This window comes from Sphingomonas sp. PAMC 26605 (assembly GCF_000241485.1).
Lineage (GTDB): Bacteria > Pseudomonadota > Alphaproteobacteria > Sphingomonadales > Sphingomonadaceae > Sphingomonas.
In genome coordinates this window covers 43,385-60,042 of the sequence record NZ_JH584242.1, presented here as the reverse complement: position 1 = coordinate 60,042, position 16,658 = coordinate 43,385, and the positions used below count along the sequence as shown (strand labels likewise).

11 protein-coding genes and 1 pseudogene are annotated in these 16,658 nt (G+C 62.7%); 3 read left to right on the top strand and 9 right to left on the bottom strand.

Annotation, left to right across the window (positions count from 1 at the left end):
• Positions 1 to 55: 55 nt before the first annotated feature.
• From RH90_RS18570 to RH90_RS18555, 4 genes are all read right to left on the bottom strand, one after another.
• Positions 56 to 541 (bottom strand): Hcp family type VI secretion system effector, encoded by a 486-nt coding sequence (locus RH90_RS18570; RefSeq protein WP_010187926.1) that lies wholly within the window; start codon positions 539 to 541, stop codon positions 56 to 58.
• Between the two features lie 37 nt (positions 542 to 578).
• Positions 579 to 2,072, bottom strand: a complete 1,494-nt coding sequence (tssC, locus tag RH90_RS18565) for a type VI secretion system contractile sheath large subunit (protein WP_010187923.1) — start codon at positions 2,070 to 2,072, stop codon at positions 579 to 581.
• Positions 2,073 to 2,115: 43 nt separating this feature from the next.
• Positions 2,116 to 2,637: a type VI secretion system contractile sheath small subunit gene (tssB, locus tag RH90_RS18560; protein WP_010187919.1), complete on the bottom strand. Its 522-nt coding sequence runs from the start codon at positions 2,635 to 2,637 to the stop codon at positions 2,116 to 2,118.
• 321 nt (positions 2,638 to 2,958) lie between these two features.
• Positions 2,959 to 3,966: an ImpA family type VI secretion system protein gene (locus RH90_RS18555; RefSeq protein ID WP_010187917.1), complete on the bottom strand. Its 1,008-nt coding sequence runs from the start codon at positions 3,964 to 3,966 to the stop codon at positions 2,959 to 2,961.
• A 125-nt stretch (positions 3,967 to 4,091) separates the two neighbouring features.
• Here RH90_RS18555 and RH90_RS18550 point away from each other — a divergent pair, with 125 nt between their 5' ends.
• Genes RH90_RS18550 through tagH form a run of 3 tightly spaced genes read left to right on the top strand, consistent with a single transcriptional unit; the run spans position 4,092 to position 7,950 of the window.
• Positions 4,092 to 6,029 carry a type VI secretion system Vgr family protein gene (locus RH90_RS18550; RefSeq protein ID WP_010187916.1) on the top strand — a complete coding sequence of 646 codons (1,938 nt, stop codon included), beginning with the start codon at positions 4,092 to 4,094 and terminating at the stop codon, positions 6,027 to 6,029.
• Positions 6,026 to 6,610, top strand: coding sequence for a DUF6931 family protein (locus tag RH90_RS22190; RefSeq protein ID WP_157134723.1), 585 nt, complete (start codon positions 6,026 to 6,028; stop codon positions 6,608 to 6,610). Before RH90_RS18550 ends, RH90_RS22190 begins: the two co-directional genes overlap by 4 nt.
• Complete coding sequence (gene tagH / locus RH90_RS18540) at positions 6,607 to 7,950, top strand: type VI secretion system-associated FHA domain protein TagH (RefSeq protein ID WP_010187912.1); 1,344 nt, start codon at positions 6,607 to 6,609, stop codon at positions 7,948 to 7,950. Before RH90_RS22190 ends, tagH begins: the two co-directional genes overlap by 4 nt.
• Before the next feature lie 3 nt (positions 7,951 to 7,953).
• Here tagH and RH90_RS18535 read toward each other — a convergent pair whose 3' ends face one another.
• The 5 genes and pseudogenes from RH90_RS18535 to RH90_RS18515 all read right to left on the bottom strand — a co-directional run bounded on the left by RH90_RS18535 (position 7,954) and on the right by RH90_RS18515 (position 16,624).
• On the bottom strand, positions 7,954 to 8,733 hold the full coding sequence (locus RH90_RS18535) for a PP2C family protein-serine/threonine phosphatase (protein WP_232280418.1): 780 nt from the start codon (positions 8,731 to 8,733) through the stop codon (positions 7,954 to 7,956).
• A gap of 21 nt (positions 8,734 to 8,754) precedes the next feature.
• Positions 8,755 to 12,135 (bottom strand): type VI secretion system membrane subunit TssM, encoded by a 3,381-nt coding sequence (gene tssM, locus RH90_RS18530; RefSeq protein ID WP_010187908.1) that lies wholly within the window; start codon positions 12,133 to 12,135, stop codon positions 8,755 to 8,757.
• A gap of 1 nt (position 12,136) precedes the next feature.
• On the bottom strand, positions 12,137 to 13,480 hold the full coding sequence (icmH, locus tag RH90_RS18525; protein WP_029625464.1) for a type IVB secretion system protein IcmH/DotU: 1,344 nt from the start codon (positions 13,478 to 13,480) through the stop codon (positions 12,137 to 12,139).
• Complete coding sequence (tssK, locus tag RH90_RS18520) at positions 13,477 to 14,820, bottom strand: type VI secretion system baseplate subunit TssK (protein ID WP_010187904.1); 1,344 nt, start codon at positions 14,818 to 14,820, stop codon at positions 13,477 to 13,479. Before tssK ends, icmH begins: the two co-directional genes overlap by 4 nt.
• A 793-nt stretch (positions 14,821 to 15,613) precedes the next feature.
• Positions 15,614 to 16,624 (bottom strand): annotated as a pseudogene (locus RH90_RS18515) (IS110 family transposase).
• Between the last annotated feature and the right edge of the window lie 34 nt (positions 16,625 to 16,658).

The following is a 16,658-nucleotide window of genomic DNA, read 5'->3' as shown; positions in this document are numbered from 1 at the left end:
CCTCGCAACCTGACAGGGCGCTACGCCGACAGCCGCCGACGTAGCGAGAGTCGGCTTAAGCCGCCTCGTTCTTGCGGATGTCCCAGTTGAAAGGCGTGTCGCCCCCCCCGCTGCCAGTTGCCTGCTGTGGCTTGTACTCGACCTTGACCTTCTCGAAGTTAAGCGTGACATTCTCAGAAGTGCGCTCATCGCCAAGGCTACCACCGTGCTGGACACCACTGATAAAAACTTCGGTCATGGTGATCGTCAGATATTCTAGCGGCTTATCCCCGCCAACCTTGCGGGCTGTCAGGACTGCAGTGCTGAAGTGCTTGCCCTTGGAGCAGTTCGACAGGATCGTCGTGCTGGCAAGGTCGATATATTTGGTAACGGTAAGATCATGGAAATTGGCCTTGCCCGTGCCCGCACCGCCGCCTAAGTGCGCCGATCCCTGATTGGTGACGCCCCAATTCCAGCCGATGATGTCGATCTCGTTCTCATGCCCGCTAGCGATCGCCTCGCCAAGGCAGCCATCGAGTTTCAAGAAGATTTCTACAGCCATGATTTAACTCCACTATACAAACGAATATTGGACACGCTTAGTTGTTACCCTTGGGCAGTCGCGAAACCATGCTAAGGCTAACATCCATGCCTTCAAGCTGGTAGTGGGGAACCATCCGGAACAGACCCCGATAGTAACCGGGGTTTTCCGGATCGGGGATAACCTCGACCGATGCCTGCTTCAGCGGCTTTCTTGCCTTGGTCTTCTCGTCCGAATGTTCGGGCTGGAGGTCGACATACTGCATAATCCAGCTCTGCAGATCGCGGCTGAGCTCGGGCGCCTCGCGGGTGCCGCCGATCCAGTCCCGCACCATGCATTTTAGGTAGTGCGCGAACCGGCAGCTCGCGAATAGGTAGGGCAAGCGCGCCGAAAGGTTTGCGTTCGCCGTCGCGTCCGCATCCTCATACGCCTTGGGCGCATGCAGCGTCTGCGCACCGATGAAAGTGGCATGATCGGTGTTCTTGCGATGCACCAGGGCCATCAGACCGGCTTTGGAGAGCTCGGCCTCGCGCCGGTCCGAAATGGCGATCTCCGTCGGGCACTTGGCATCGAGCCCGCCCTCGTCGGTCGGAAACAGCGCAGTCGGCAGATCCTCGACCGTACCGCCCGATTCCACCCCACGAATTCGCGTGCACCAACCATAAGTCTTGAACGCCTCAGTGATCCGCACGGCAAGCGCGTAGGAGGAATTGACCCACAGGTATTTGTTGTGCTCGCCGTTGACCTCCTCCTCGAACGCGAAGTCTGGAACGGGATCGGTCTCGGCGCCGTAGAGCGGTCGACCGAGGAATCGCGGCAGGGTCAGCGCCATGTAGCGGCTGTCGTTCGAGGCGCGGAATGTACGCCATGCCATGTAATCGGTTGCATCGAACTGCTTCGCGATATCGCGCGGGTTCGAGAGCTGGGACCAGCTCTCCATCCCGATCAGGTGCGGATCCGCGGCAGCAATAAACGGCGCGTGCGCGGCCGCGCCGATCTTGGCTAAGCCCTTCATCACTTCAAGGTCGGGGCCGCTATGGTCGAAATGATAGTCGCAGACGATTGCGCCGTAGGGCTGCCCACCGAGCTGACCAAATTCGGCTTCGTACAGCTTTTTAAATAGGGGACTCTGGTCCCACCCGGCGTCGCGATGCTGCCGCAACTGACGCCGCGTCTCTTCCTTCGAGATGTTAAGCACACGGATCTTGAGATCCTTGCCCGTCGAAGTGTTGTTGACCAGATATGCGACGCCGCGCCACGCCGATTCAAGCTGCTGGAACTCGGGATGGTGGATGATCGCATTCACCTGCTCCGTGAGCTTACGGTCGATGGCCGCCTTGAGCGCGTCGACGGTGAGATAGACATCCTCGCCAATCACGCTGGCATCGTCGATCGCCTGCTGCGCGAGCGTCTTGACTGCTTCCTCGATGCGGGCTTGCTTGGCGTCTGTGTTGGGCTTGAACTCCTTATTGAGGAGCATCGCGAAATCGCTGGTCTCAACGGCCGTGGTCGGTCCCGCCGTGGCGTCCTGCTGGAGAGCTTCCTGGGCCATCATTCTGTCCTTCTGGAAATTTCGAGTACGGCGCAGTGCCGGTTCATTCTGCTTCGTCGGCACTTTCCGGCGCAGGCGAGGCGGCGGCGAGCGAGCGCATTAGCTCGGGATTGCGTAGCACGCTGTCGAGCAGGTCTTGCGCGCCAGCCTTGCCGTCCATGTAAAGCATGAGGTCGTTAAGCTGTTCGCGGGCCTCGAGCAGCTTGGCCAAGGCCGGCACGTTGCGCGCGATCTGGCCGGGGTTGAAATCTTCCATCGAAGAGAAGGTCAGATCGATGCCAAGCCGTCCCTCTTTGGTGAGCGTGTTCTCGACAGCGAACGCCACGCGCGGAGCGATGCGTTCCATCCGCTCTTCGAAATTGTCCATGTCAAATTCGACGAAGTCGCGATCAACATGCGGCTTTTTTTCGACCAACGACTTGCCTGATAGATCCGACATCACCCCCATCACGAACGGTATCTCAATCTTCTGGCGAGAGCCGTAGGTCTCGACCTCATATTCAATATGGACACGCGGCGCCCGGTTTTCCTTAATGAAGCGCTGTCCGCCTTTTGCCGATACCATTGCGACCTCGTCCCACATAAAGCGCCGCGACGAACAGAAGCGCCGTCCAGCCGATAACGAGGTGAATCAGCTTTAGGGGCTTCAGCAGGGTTACATCGCCATGCGAACAGGTTACCACTGCAACATGCATTAAGTCTGACCGGCCAATGTCGGGATATTGAGGGCCGTAGCTTTTCGGCTTCATCTGAAACGCTAATAAGTTGGGCAACTCTCAATGCCTGACGTATCCTTTCGACCGTTATGCTCGACAGGAGAACAGGAATGCCCGGCCGCAGCACTAAGGTGCCCAGCGCCGTCCGATCGATGCGCCGACGCTCCGGATCAAGACTTGTCGCGCAGTTCGAGCAGCATGCGCACATCCGGGACAGCGCCCGGCGCAATATCACCGAGCACATCGAGGAAGCTGTATTCTACCCACGCCTGCGCGCGCGTCAGCAGAAGTGGAACCGGGCTGCACGGCTCGTGAACGCGGTAATATTCGACGATGAGCGCCAGCGCGCGGCGGACCTCGTCACGATTTCGGACGCCCGAAATAGCCGTGGTGGTAGTGCGATCAGCAATGGCGCTTGGCGCGCCGTCGCTCACGAAATCGCTGTCGTTGGACATGGCGGGCGCTTCCGGAGCGAAAGCGGCGATCGCGGCGCGGACCGCGCCAATCGCGTCATAGAGTCCGGCAAAATTGGTACCGCTTTCGCTGCCGCCCTCGGCGACAAGTATCGCATCGGTGCGGCGAACCAAGCTATCGATGCCACGGAGGCGCGGGCCGATCGCGCGCAATTCGGCCTCGCCACCTTCGGCAAGAGCGGCGCGGAACGCGCCATAGCCGTCTTCCGCATCGCCGGCGCGGTGGAACCGCTGGAGATCGCTGCCGCTGAAGCTACCGTACCGCGGGTGGCTGAACAGTGGAGCAGTCTGCAGCGGTCCGACGAATTCGCGGTAGTTGACCAGCGTGTCGCAAGCACCCTTGCGCCCCTGAAAGCCATATTCTCCGAGCTGCGGATGAACGCTTGGCCAGTAGCGTTCGACCAACCCGGCGAGATAATCGAGGCCCGCCTCGATCCAGTCAAAGCGGCCAGCGCGCGCGCCGGCACGGGCGAGATAGACGGCAAGCCAAACGTCTTTGGTGCGCTTGGCCTGTTCCTCGATCGCGGTCACGACGGAACGCCAATCGGTGACAGGAACGTCCTCGATCACGCCCGACGCGTCTATCGAAACCGGCGCGTCGAACGCCGTCTCGATCGCGTGGCGTTTCGGATCATACGCAAGATCCGGACCGGTTCCAGCTTCATCCCCAAACGGGGCGAGCAGCGCCTCGATGTCAATCGTCATGCTAAACCGTCCTTGCCTGACCCAGGCCCGACGGCGGACCCGGCGTTCGCGCTCCGCCTATGCGGAGGGCGAATGTGTGACAATCGACATAATGGTCACATTCGTAACTTCGATGGGGTGACAGTATGAAGCGTCAGGCGGAGATCACCGTCGAGCTAGGCGCGCCATCAAAGCTCATTCGCTTCACGTCGAGCGAACGAATGGGCGAACTGTTCTCGATCGAGGCGGAGATAATCACCGAGGGGCGGGTCGACATGCTCCTGAGCCTAGGCAAGCCGGCCAAAATCGAAGTGTTCGAGCTGGAGGAATCCGTCCGCTTCTTTCACGGCATGCTGGTCGAGGCGCATTACCTTGGCGGGGAAGACCAGGGTTTTCACTACCGTCTAGTGATCCGCCCGTGGCTGTATCTACTCGGGCAAAACCGCGCCTACCGCATCTTTGAGGACCGCACAGCCGTCGACATCGTGCGTGAGGTTCTCGAAGATTACAGCCGACAGGTCGATTACAGCAGGCTAAGCGGTCGCCATCTGTCGATTCCCTATTGCACACAGTATCGCGAAAGCGACCTCAATTTCGTGCTGCGGCTGCTTCAGCGCGACGGAATTTACTTTTTCTTCCGTCATGAAGCCGGCGCGCACGTATTGGTGCTTTGCGACAGTCCGACATCGCATCGCCCATCGCCGGGTCGCGATATCGTCAGGCTGCGGCCGGACCACTCCGGGCGGGGTGGGCTCGCTGAGGCGCTGTGGATTTGGCGCGAGCACGCTGCGACCAGCGGACAAGCTAAGGTGGTGCTGCAAAGTTTCGATTACGAGAGCAGCCGCACCCGCACGGGTCGCGTCGCCGGGAACACGCAATCGGCCGCCGATCGGCAAGAGATCCACGAATTTACCGGTGATTTCATCGATGAGGCGCTAGGCCTTCACTGGGCGCAAGTAAAACTGGAGGCAGCGCACGCGCGGCAGCGTTACTACACAGGCGAGGGTGACGCGATTGGGCTAGCATGCGGTGGTCGTTTCACACTCGACGCAGACGATGCTTTCGGCCGCGGCGACACGTTTGTCATCAGCGCGCTTGACTATGACATGTGGGCCGAGCCGTATCGCACCGGGAATGACGGGGAACCGCGCCGTGTCGCGATCGAAGCGATTACCGCCGACACGACTTTCCGCGCGCCGATTATAGCACCACTGCCCGTCGCCGGTCCGGAGACTGCGATCGTAATGATCGGGGGAGCCGACGATAGCCACGCCGATCCGATGGGGCGGGTGCGGGTGCGCTTTCTGTGGGGTGACGGCGGACCGCCGGATAAAGCGCGATCCTGCTGGTTGCGCGTATCGCACCCCTCCGCTGGCGCCGGCTTCGGCCATGTAACTTTGCCGCGCAATGGACAAGAGGTGATCGTCGATTTCCTCGGTGGCAATCCCGACCGTCCAATCGTCACGGGTCGTGTGTATAATTCGGACCATCGACACGCCTATTCGCTCCCGCAAAACCGGACCCGGTCCTTGTATCGCTCGCATACCATCGGCGAGATCGGCAGCTATTCTGGAGCCGAGGAAACCCCGACGGGGCCCGGCTTCAACGAAATGCGTTTTGAAGACAAAGGCGGCGCCGAGGAAATCTACGTCCGTGCGCAACGCAACCGGCTGGCCGAAGTGCTGCTTGACGACGAGGCGCGTATCCGCCGAGATCGCAAGACCCGCGTGGGTCGCGATCGTAACACCGCGGTCCACGGGAACGAGGCTACCACCGTTGAGACCGGAAACTACCGGCTTAAGGTCGAGATGGGTCAGGCCGTGATCGAAGCGAAGCAAAGCATCACGCTTCAGGTCGGGATGAACAAGCTGGTGATCGATACCGATGGCATCCGGCTGACGTCTGGGAAGAGCTCAGTCAACCTGACGCCCGTCAACATCTCAGCCGATTCTATGACGGTTCAAACTAAAGGAGAGATCATGGCAATGATTTCCGGTGAAATGGTCATCATCAACGCACAGTCGAGTGTCACAGTCGGCAAAAACGGCGAATTCTTCGGCAGTCTTATAGGTCCCCCGTTTTGAACGACACACTCGCGACGACACCATCTGTGCTTGCCAATTGGCCAAAGACGATATGGTCGGAAGCATGGCAAATCACGAAGTTGCTCGATCGACCTCGGATAGCCGGTGACGATGTTTCGCCAGCGCGCTTCTTCGCTGCTCTGCGCGTCGCGGGACACGATCTTGAAGCGGCGCAGTTCTTAGGCGTGGCGCTGCCGCGCTACGAGGCCGTTGCGTGGGCCATGCGCGTCGTGACCGTCTATCCGCAGACCAGCGTGGCCGATGTGCGCACGCTGCAAGCCGTGGAGGCATGGCTACGCGAGCCATCCGACGCGCTTCGCCGAACGGCAGCCGAGGTCGGCGCCGAAATCACAACTATAACGCCTGCGCGACTCTGTGCCGAAGCCACGTTCATGTCGGGCGGTTCGGTGTATCCGATCGGCGAGCGCCCCGTCCCTACCCCCCGCCACACCACCGGCCGGCTTGCCGCCGGCGCCGTGCTGACGGCGGTTTATGCGACTAGCGACCCCGCCGCGCACCTCGACACCGCACTCAATTGGGGTGCCGCAATTGCCGCTCAACCAACGGACCGTTCGTCATGACCTTGATCCTTTCCATTCCTGGACATCGCAAGCTCGACAATGGCGAGCAGGCGGAGCTGCATCTTGATCGTCGGGGCGCGGTGATCGGACGGTCCGCCCATGCCGACTGGTCGTTGCCCGACCCGAAGAACCATGTCTCGTCGAGACATTGCGAGATTAGCTATCGGGACGGAGAGTACCTACTCGCCGATCGCAGCACCAATGGCACCTTCCTAAACGGATCGAGCGAACGACTCGGGACGCTGCACCCGATACGTGACGGCGATCGCATAACGGTCGGCGGCTACGAATTGCTTGCCAGTCTGCCTGATGCGCGCAGGGCGGAAACCGCACAACCTGCGGGCGCGACCGCCTCCGGTGGCGTGTCCAACGATTGGGACAATGCCGACCCCGGCGATATGGATGCCGACAATGCGTGGGGCGCCGATGCCCGACACCAGCCTGCGCCTTCCGCCAGCATCGCCGAGAGCGTAGACTATGAGTGGTCCGCGCCCGCGCCGGCGCTCGGCGTCTCGCCCTGGGCCAGCGCACCGCGGGAGGCGGCCCCCCCATCGGCCGTCGACGTCTGGGGCCACCTCGCGCGCCAAAACGACATCGTCTGGTCTCGCGGCGGGTTCGGTCCGGTCGAGGAGGTAATGAGCGCGTGGAGCCCTCCAGCGATGGCGGCCCCCTCTCCCGAAGCGGATGAAGCGTCGACCACACCACAGCCGCCAGCGGAGCACCCACCGGTCCCGCCGGCGATTGCATCCGATGGCTGGTCGGCGTTCGTGCAGACAGCGGGCCTACCACTTGATTCGCTGCGCTCGCCGCCGCCCGCGCTGCTGGCCGCGGCCGGCGCGATCTTGCGGCAGATGGTGACCGGATTGGTTTTAATGGTCGAAGCGCGCGCGCGTGCGAAAGCGCAGCTTGGCGCCGAGGGTACTAGCCTCGAACTCAACGGCAACAATCCGCTTAAGTTTATTCGCTCACCCGAACGAGCGTTGCTGCAGCTCCTCGAACCGGCACAGCCAGGTTTCATGCCGGCTGGTCGGGCGATCGAGGATGCGTTTCAGGATCTGCAGGCCCATCAGATGGCCACGCTCGCGGCGATGCGCGGGGCGCTCGGCGATACCCTGTCGCGCTTCTCCCCCGCGGCGATACGCGAACGTCAGCAGGCGCGATCGCCATGGCAGCGTTGGATCGCCAGCGCGCGAGAGGCCGCGCTATGGCGCGCCTATGAGCAGGAATTCGAAGGCGTGATCCGGGGTGCCGACGAGGCGTTCATGGACGTGTTTGCCAAGGAATTCCGCAGCGCGTACGAGCACCACGTTAGCGAACTAAGAAACAGGGCGCGCAGCTGAGAGCTAGGCCTCCACTAGTGTGGTCGCATCGCATCCAAGCACGACGAGCGTTACGTTGTCGGGCGCCCCCCGGCTAAGGACGAGATCGAGAAGACCTGTAGCAGCGCGCTCGGGCGTTTCGCGGCCGAGCCAGCGGGCAATCTCCACATCAGCGACGGGACGCGTCAGGCCGTCGCTGCACAAAAGAAAGACATCTTCCGGCAGCACGTCGACCTCCACCCGATCGAGCAGCACCGTATCGCCCACTCCAATCGCGCGGGTCAACACGTGCCCCATCGGATGACTCGCCGCTTCCGCCGCCGTGATCAGGCCGTCCGTCACAAGCTGCTCAACCTGCGAATGGTCGCGCGTCAAAAGGCTGATTGCTCCGCCGCGATACCGATAGACACGACTGTCACCCGCCCACAGGACGCTACCGCGCCCGCCCCGCACCAACAGAGCTGCCACGGTCGAGCCGATCGATGCGCCGTCCGCCTTCGCGGCCGCGACGAGGCGATGATTGGCGCGTTCGATAGCCGCAGTCAGTTCTGCACCCGCATCGTGGAGGTCGTCGGCATGGACACTCTGGGCAACCGATGCGACAATTTCCGCCGATGCCCATTCGCCACGCGCATGGCCGCCCATGCCATCGGCAACCAGCCACAGTCCCTGATCAGGCTGAGCCAGCCAAGCATCCTGGTTGATTTTGCGGACATAGCCAGCGTGGCTGGCGACGCCTTGCTCATATCTCAGCATGGCAACCTCTGGATCGAACCACCGTTTCGTCAACGTACCAAAGGGCATAGAGCAGCGGTCCGCCGCCGCTCACAAGCGGGCCGGACAATGGAACGAGAACGGGCCCCCGCGCCCAAATGGATTGCTTGCCCACGGCAGATAGATGTCGAGCGAGGCGGTCTGCGTGCCGTCGCCGAAGGTGGCACGCAGGCGCGACGGTCCGGCATTGCGTACCCTCGCCGCGTCAAGCAATCGGAACAGCGCCCAAGGCCCGAGTATCTCGATCCGCTTCACTTCGCGCTGACCCGCGAACAGTACAACATGCGCGGCGGGGAGGCTAGTCGAGGTCCATATCGCTGGTACCTGCTCGGCGGCGCCAAGCTCGAACCGGTGTGTTGCGCCACCGGTAGAGAACTCGACCGCCGTAATGCTGCCCGCCATCCCTGATGCTGCGACCTTCAACGACACGCCGCCCGTCGCGAGATCGCGGATCACGCCCGCGCGCTCGAACTGCGCCGCGCTGTTGGGGCTGAGCCCCGCGGCTAGCGGATCGCTGCTGCGCCACCGCCATGGCGACTGCCCCGTATCAAGCAGCGGCCGAAGATGATCGCGAACCATCGCGTCGAGCTCGCCGCCAGTGCCGAAGACGCGCTGCAGATCGGCGGCGGAAAGATCGGTCGCCGCGCTCCGGTCGAACGGGTAGCGGCTCTGGACGCCTTTGAGGCAATTGGCCGCGACGCCGGCATATTGCGCATCCACCGCGATACGCGCGGTGTGCACCGCAGCACCCTGCCCGGTCCGCGCGGCTCCGCCGACGAACGCCTGCAACTGCGGTGGCGCGACCACGCCCGCCGTCGAGAGTTCACCGAGCGCGGTCGCAAGTTGTCCCTGCATTGCGCCGCCGGCCAGCGAAGCGCCCGCCGTACCGGCCGCGGCGCTTGCGGAAGCGGCTTGACGGACTGCTTTCACCAGCTCATCGACCGGCGCGGGCGCGACGCCAACGCCGGCAAAATCACCGAGCTGGCGGAAATGGTCGCGGATCATGCCGCCAGCATCACCAACGGTCGCGCGGCCGCTTGCCAGCGCCGTGTTGCGGCGAACCTCCTGCAACAATACTTTGAGTGGCGACGGATTACGGGTGAATGCGCCGAGCGCGGCCCGACTCGCGAAATAATTGGCCGGCTGGACCCGCTCCAGCATGGCATCCCAAGCGATGATATAATCGCGTGCATAGCTTTGCGCGACGGCGGCGCGTACCTCGGGGAGCTGTGCCCGAATCGACTGTTTGGCAGCGTCTGCGCCCAGCACCCAAAGATCGCGGTCCAGCTCGACCTGCACCCGCGCCATACCCTGCTGATAGCCGTGGAGGTAGCCGTCGCGTGTGAAAAACCACGGGATCGTCGTCGCAAGCAGCGCAACCCCGCCGTGGAAGGCCTGTGCATCGCCGCTGGCGAGCAGATCGCCCGCGCGCCAATCTGGCTGGCCCGAAGCTGCGGCGCGCTCGCGCAGAACGGCATAGGCGCGATCGGACAGGGACAGGGTCTGCACCGCCGCCCGGGCGGAAGCGATCAGCGCGCCATCTAGCGGTGCCCTCCTGCCCGCCCAGACCTGCCCGATATCGGGGTCGGCGAGCAACGCATCGAGATGGCGCCCCAGCCGGGCTCGGACGTCCTCGCGGTCAGGACCAGCAAGAGACGCCTCGCGCCAATCCTGCACGACCCAGGCGCGTACTGACTGACGATCGAGCGGGCCATAGCCACCGAGCATCAGATACGTCTTAAGTGGTTCGTACAGTTGCTGCGGATTTTGCCCGTCTGACCGAAGGACCTGCTCGAGCCGCAGCAGAATGCGCGGCAGCACGACACGTTGCAGCCCTTGTTTGTACGCTTCGCGACCGGAAATGGCCAGACCCGCTTGAAACAGGCCAAGCCGCATATGTAGCGGTGGTGCGGCGACGCCTGCGTCAAATCCGCGCGGCAGGGCGCGAAGTCGATCAAGTAGCGGCAGAACCTGTTCGAGGTCCGGGTCGCTCGCGCGTACCTCCTGGAGGTCGATTGCACTTGTCTGCGCTTGCGCGCTTGCTTGTTGCGCATCGATCAACATTCGGTTCTGAAATTCGCGATTGGCGGCAAAGGAACCGGTCAGTGCGGCGACCGCGATGAGAGTGACCACCCCGACCCCCGCATAGCTCGCCATCGTAGCACGGCGTCCACGGCGACGCGCGGTCGCGTCGGACCGTACCAACCCGGCCTCTGGGAACATCACGTCGGTCAGCAATCGGTTGAGGAAGAAAGCGCGTGCGCTGCGATCTGATGGTGGCGCCTGCGGCTCGTCATAAACTTCCGCCATCGCGTTCAACACCCGGTCGAGCGCGACCCCCTGCTGCACGCCGCTCGCCAGATAAAAGCCGCGCAGCACGTGCGGCTGCACCGAATCGGCCACGAACGCGCCCTCGGTCAAGCGCGCAACTCGAGCGCGCAATTCGGCGAGGTGCGCGGGAAAGCCCAGCAACAGGCTGCGACGGCGCGCGTCGCCCTCGTCGTGCAGCCGACGGGGCAAACGCGCCCACATCGCTGCCGTCACACGATCGAACGCCGCGAGGATCGCCGTCTGATCAACCGGAGCCTCAAGATCGAGCGTATCGCCCAGCACTGCGCGGCGGCCATTCGCGTCGAGATCAGCAAAGAATTCGGTGAAACCCGACAGCAGATCGGCCTTGGTGAGTAAGAGATAGATTGGCACCGAAATGCCGAGCATGCGCTTCAGCTCGGCGAGCCGACGGCGGATCGCGGCGGAGTGGGCGTCGAGCTGCGCGAGATTGCTGGTCATTAACGTCTCGATCGACAGCGCGACGATGACGCCGTTGATCGGCTGGTGCGGCCGGTAGCGACGCAGCAGTTTCAGAAACTGTTCCCATCCCGCGACGTCGGCCGCCTCGCCCGTCTCCTGCGTGGTATAGCGTCCGGCGGTATCGATCAGCACGGCCTCGTCGGCGAACCAGAAGTCGAGATCGCGGGTGACCCCCGTGCCCCCAAGCGCCGCGTGCGACCATGGGAAGCGCAAGCCGGAGTTACGCAGCGCGGTGGTCTTACCGGTACCCGATGGGCCGATGATCGCGTACCACGGGCGGCTGTAAAGGTAGTCACGACGTCCGTCGTTGGCCGCTCTTAGCCGCGTTAGTGCGTCGCGCATTCGCGCGGTGAGCACGCGCGTCTCGCTTTCGCGGGGATCAAGCGTACCGTCGTCGCGGGTAAGCTCGCCTGCGATTGCCTGCGACGCTCGACGCGCCCGCCACAGACGCAAGCCCGCCGCGCCAGCAAAACCCAGCAGCACGAACGCTAGCAAAAGCGCCCGCAGCCATGGCGCGCGCAACACCGGGAAAAGCGTTGGCAGCCCGACGGCGAAGATCATTGCGAGGATCGACGCGGACGTGCCGGCGACGACCCACCAATTTCGGGTTAGACGGTCCATGTCACTGCTCGTGTCTGGGGATGAGGATTTCGACGCGGCGATTGGTAGCCTTGCCGGCCGCCGTGTCGTTTGAGGTCAGAGGACGGCTGGAGCCGAACCCCTGGGCGCTCACACGTTCGGGTCGGCTAAGTCCGGTGCGAAGGATCAAAGCGACCGTTTCCGCACGCGCCGTCGACAAGGCCATATTGTCCGGGAAGGTCAGGCTGTGAACCTGATCACTGTCGGCATGGCCCTCGACGCGGACGCTTCCCGGCTCGCTTTGCAGCGCGCGGACAATACGCTCAAAAATTGCCTCGCGTCCTGGTTCGAGCGCGTCTGATCCTGAGCGGAACAGCGCGCCGACCGTGGTGCGGACGCGCAGACTGTTGGAATCCTCCTCGACGGTCACGAGGTGCTGAGCGATCTCGTCGCGCAGGAAACCCGCGACGCGTTGCTGTTGCGCATCGGCGGTGGCGGGCGGTGGCGGCGCGGCGCGCGAGAGGCGGAGCGGTTGCTCGGGATTGATCGCCAGCACCGCTCCCGTCGCTGGCTGCCCGGTTTCGATCAGTACGATCCGGTATGCAAATAGGATAAGCAGCACCAGACCGAGTGCGATTGAGGCCGCAAGCGTCAATGGGGTCCACGCGCCGTAGGCGCGCGGCGCCTTGGGGCTGCCCCGCCAGTGCGGCACGAGATCGATATCCGAATGCCCGCGCGACTGTGGCAGCGCCGCAAAATTGCTATCGAGGATAGCGCGCAGCTTATTGCGGCCATCGGGGCTGACGCGGTGGCGCCCCTCGAACCCGACCGCGAGACAGGCGTGGTAGAGTTCGAGCAATTCGGCTTGCTGGGCCGGCCGCGAGAGCATGTCCTCGAGCAGCAACCAAAAACGGTCGCCGCCGATATTTTCCCCGAACGCGCGCACCACCATGCTCCGCCGCGCCCATTCGGCCCCGGTACGTCCGTTGCTGGAGGGCAGGTTCTGGGCGATGTCGTCGATCGTTGCATACACCGCGTAGCGGGCGCGTCGCCGCGTTTCGGCATCGTATTCCCCCGCGGCAAGCCGCTCTTCGAAACGCGTCGCCGCCGCCGTAGCCCGTTGGTGGAGCCGCGGCAGATCAATCGTGACTCGGCCGGAGCGCACCGCCGCGATCAACGCGAGCAACGGCGCTGCGCCGATCATCATGGCACTGCCGACCGCTGCACCCCTCGGCGGGCGGGGGACGTCGTCGTAGGCATCGTGATCATGGCCGGGCGGCATTGTCTGGGGAGCCAACGCTCGGCTCGGTTCCCTTCGTTCCGGCGTGCTGAGAGCGGGTATGAACACGGTCTGTTCGCCAGCGGACGGCTCCGAAGGATCGCTCATCGCCCGGTCTTCTTGACGCACCAGAGTTCCAGGCGAAGCTCCGGCCACTCGCCCGCGACATGCAAGCCCAACGCCGGCGAACTCGCGAACTCGACCCAGTCCGGGACTGACCGGTCAAGTTCGAAATAGACGAAGCCCGGCAAAGCCCGGATTTGCGGTGGTGGCGTCGGGCTATGTTGGAGCGGAACGCCACTTAAAGCGGAGTCGACGATCTGTCGCATATTCTGGACAGTTCCGATCTTCGCCACGGAGGGGAACCGTGCTCGCAGATCGTCAAGTGGCATGCGCGCGCTCACGGCCAGATAGAAGTAACCAGTCTGGTAAAGCGCGGGTTCGATAATGCGCGACGTATAGGCGCCCGGCCCGGCGCGCTGGAGCGGCAATTGGATGGCCGCCCGGTCGTAAACGGCCGACAGCGCGGCCTGGATCGCCTCAACAACCGGCTCGTACACTTCTTGCAGCCGAACATGGTCATAGCTCAGGAACGCCGGTGGCCGCCGGTCTTCGCGCGTCAACGTCGCGAGATCACCCGCAATCCCGAGCAGCTTCTCGTAGAACCGCTCCGGATGCACAACCGGCAAAGTTAGCAGATGCTGCAATTGTTGCTGATAGCGGTTGAGAGCCTGAAGAAGCAGGAAGGTCGCAAAGCTCTCCGATCCACCTTCGGTGTTTTCTACGGCGCGAATGGCGAGTTCATCGATGCGCTGACCCATCCGGCCGATGATATCCGCCAGCCATCCGGTCAAGCGCGCGCTCGACCGGATGGCCAGCGCGGGCGGGATGTAGCGCTCATCAAAGACGACGCCCGCTGTCGTCACCTCGCGCACGCGCGCCAAGCCGAGCGTGATACGCCCATAGATCTGTTCTCGGGTTATGCCGAAGCGTAAGTTAGGCCGGGCAATCTCGATGGCTTCGCGCGTTCGCTCCTCGGCAAACGCGTCGGATACCTCCACTTCATCGACAAGGTAGCGAGCTGCATCAGAACCTGGCTCGCTCGCTATCCGGAATTCAACCGCACCGGGTTGATACGCGGGTAGCGTCAACAGGACAACCATATCGCGCGTGTCGGTGGGCAGCTGCATCGGCGGTGGCGGCGGCAGCGTGTCGGGGATCGCGAACGGCGTGCCGTCGGGCATTACGCCAACCAGCCGCTCGATCGCGAACGTGCCAAGCGCCGCGAGGCCCGCGTTGATCTTGAGTTCGGACACGCCCCAGACGAACGACTGCCCGGCTTCAGCACGCGCATTGATCAGGTTATCGGTGTGGCGGTCCTGCTGCTGAAGATGTTGCTGGCGGAGGAACAGCCCCTCGCGCCATGCCACGCGTGCTTCCGCCGTCATGCCTCAAGCATCCATTGTCCTGTCCGGCTATCCACACGCCTCGTTCAAGGAGGCGCAGCTGCCGGGATAGAGCCAGCCGATTTCCCATCCATGTCAGCGCGTCACCCAATCGCTACAGCGGTAACCATCCTCTCGGCTGAACCGGCAATGAGCGCAAGCGCCAGCCTAGGCGCTGCAGGCTTCGGTTCCGCGGCCAATGTGCCATCGCGGGAGAGCCTGGGGCGCAGTTGTTCGCGCGTACACGGTGGACAGCCGAGGCGCATGCGGGCGTGTCATTTCGTGTCCGACCTCAAGCAGTGATTGGAATGCCACACAATCAAAACATCTCCTTCGAAAATAGGATCGTTACTGTTGGTCGCGAACATGCCACCAACACCGTGCGCGATGCAGATCATCACGTCCGGCACCTGAGCGGCAGCAATGCCACACACCTGGCAGATTCGCTCTTGTATTGCCCGCCTTGATGAAACCCGCGGCCTTTTCAGGTAAGCAGAACCCTATGCCCTGGCGACAAAGTGGATTCTCAAACGACGCAATCTTGGATTCATATGTGGACGCCCCCTTGGCAAGGGCATTTTGTCGGGAGGGGTTTGATCGGTCGCTTTCATATGTCCGGCCTGTTTGTGCGGCGTTGTGATGACCGATGGCCCTGATGGAAATCCGCCGGTGAGTTCCCTAAACAGGCTGGCGCGCGTTGAAGCGCATTGAATCAGACGGGTTGGTCTCACCATTGGCTCGATCGTTACTCATCATCGACTGCCATTACCATTTCGGGTGACCTGGGGTTATCAGGTCAAATTGGCGTAAGGGTGATAGGCCCTTTGCGGGTCAGCACGACCAAAGCGATCCGAGAGAGTTTATTAGCCAGGGCCACCGAGACGAGCCGGAAGGGTTTTTTCTCGGAGAGCTTCCTGATCCACTCTGCCATCGGCGTTGGCTTATCCTTGACGTGGCGCATGACTGCGGTAGCCCCGACGACGAGCAATCGGCGTAGGTATCGGTCGCCTTGCTTGGAGATGCCGCCAAGTCTGGTTTTTCCCTCGGTTGAGTGTTGTTGCGGTGTCAGACCGAGCCAGGCGGCGAACTGCCTGCCTGAAGAGAACTGCTCGGCATCCGTAACGGTTGCAACTATTGCTGTTGCCGCGACGAGGCCGGGGATCGTGGGAAGTCGGCGACTGGCCTCACTTTCGGTATGCCAAGTGGCAGGCTGCTGATCCAGTTCCGCAATCTCGGCGCTGACGGCCATGATCTGACGGATCAATATCTCCAATGCCGTACGAGCGTAGGATGGCATGGCATCCCTGTCAGCCATCACCTGCTCGGCCAGCTTGGCGAGGTTGCCGATGCCGGGGTTGGCAACGTGGCCCAGCTCAGCAAGATGCGCTCGCAGGGGTTGGCGAGAATAGTTAGTTGCCGTACGATAAGCGATCAGGCGCGATGGGTCATAAGAATGCCCTGCTGCTCGATCGTCTTGGCCGGCACGAACCGCATGGTGGGCCGCTGCACGGCTTCGCAGATCGCTTCGGCATCCAGCGCATCGCTCTTCCCCCGCTTTACGTAAGCCTTGACGTACGATGGCGGTATCAGGCGGACTTCGTGGCCCAACGCTGCAAGCGTGCAGGCCCAGTAATGGGCGGTTGCGCAAGCCTCCATCGCGATCAAGCAGGGTGGTAGCTTCGAGAAGAAAGGCACCATTTGCTTTGTGGTGCAGCTTCTCTACCAGCACCGTGGTGCCGCTCTCGTCGATGCTATGTGCCTGGGATACGCTCTTCGCCAGATCAAGCCCAATTGTGGTGATCGTCATTGTAAACGCTCCTCTTCCTCTCGGTTGACCGGCC

What these genes read in the sequence shown, in the direction of transcription:
- RH90_RS18570 (WP_010187926.1), bottom strand. Translation starts at nt 541, where the DNA reads ATGGCTGTAGAAATCTTCTTGAAACTCGATGGCTGCCTTGGCGAGGCG.
- tssC (WP_010187923.1), bottom strand. Translation starts at nt 2,072, where the DNA reads ATGGCCCAGGAAGCTCTCCAGCAGGACGCCACGGCGGGACCGACCACG.
- tssB (WP_010187919.1), bottom strand. Translation starts at nt 2,637, where the DNA reads ATGGTATCGGCAAAAGGCGGACAGCGCTTCATTAAGGAAAACCGGGCG.
- RH90_RS18555 (WP_010187917.1), bottom strand. Translation starts at nt 3,966, where the DNA reads ATGACGATTGACATCGAGGCGCTGCTCGCCCCGTTTGGGGATGAAGCT.
- RH90_RS18550 (WP_010187916.1), top strand. Translation starts at nt 4,092, where the DNA reads ATGAAGCGTCAGGCGGAGATCACCGTCGAGCTAGGCGCGCCATCAAAG.
- tagH (WP_010187912.1), top strand. Translation starts at nt 6,607, where the DNA reads ATGACCTTGATCCTTTCCATTCCTGGACATCGCAAGCTCGACAATGGC.
- RH90_RS18535 (WP_232280418.1), bottom strand. Translation starts at nt 8,733, where the DNA reads ATGCCCTTTGGTACGTTGACGAAACGGTGGTTCGATCCAGAGGTTGCC.
- tssM (WP_010187908.1), bottom strand. Translation starts at nt 12,135, where the DNA reads ATGGACCGTCTAACCCGAAATTGGTGGGTCGTCGCCGGCACGTCCGCG.
- icmH (WP_029625464.1), bottom strand. Translation starts at nt 13,480, where the DNA reads ATGAGCGATCCTTCGGAGCCGTCCGCTGGCGAACAGACCGTGTTCATA.
- tssK (WP_010187904.1), bottom strand. Translation starts at nt 14,820, where the DNA reads ATGACGGCGGAAGCACGCGTGGCATGGCGCGAGGGGCTGTTCCTCCGC.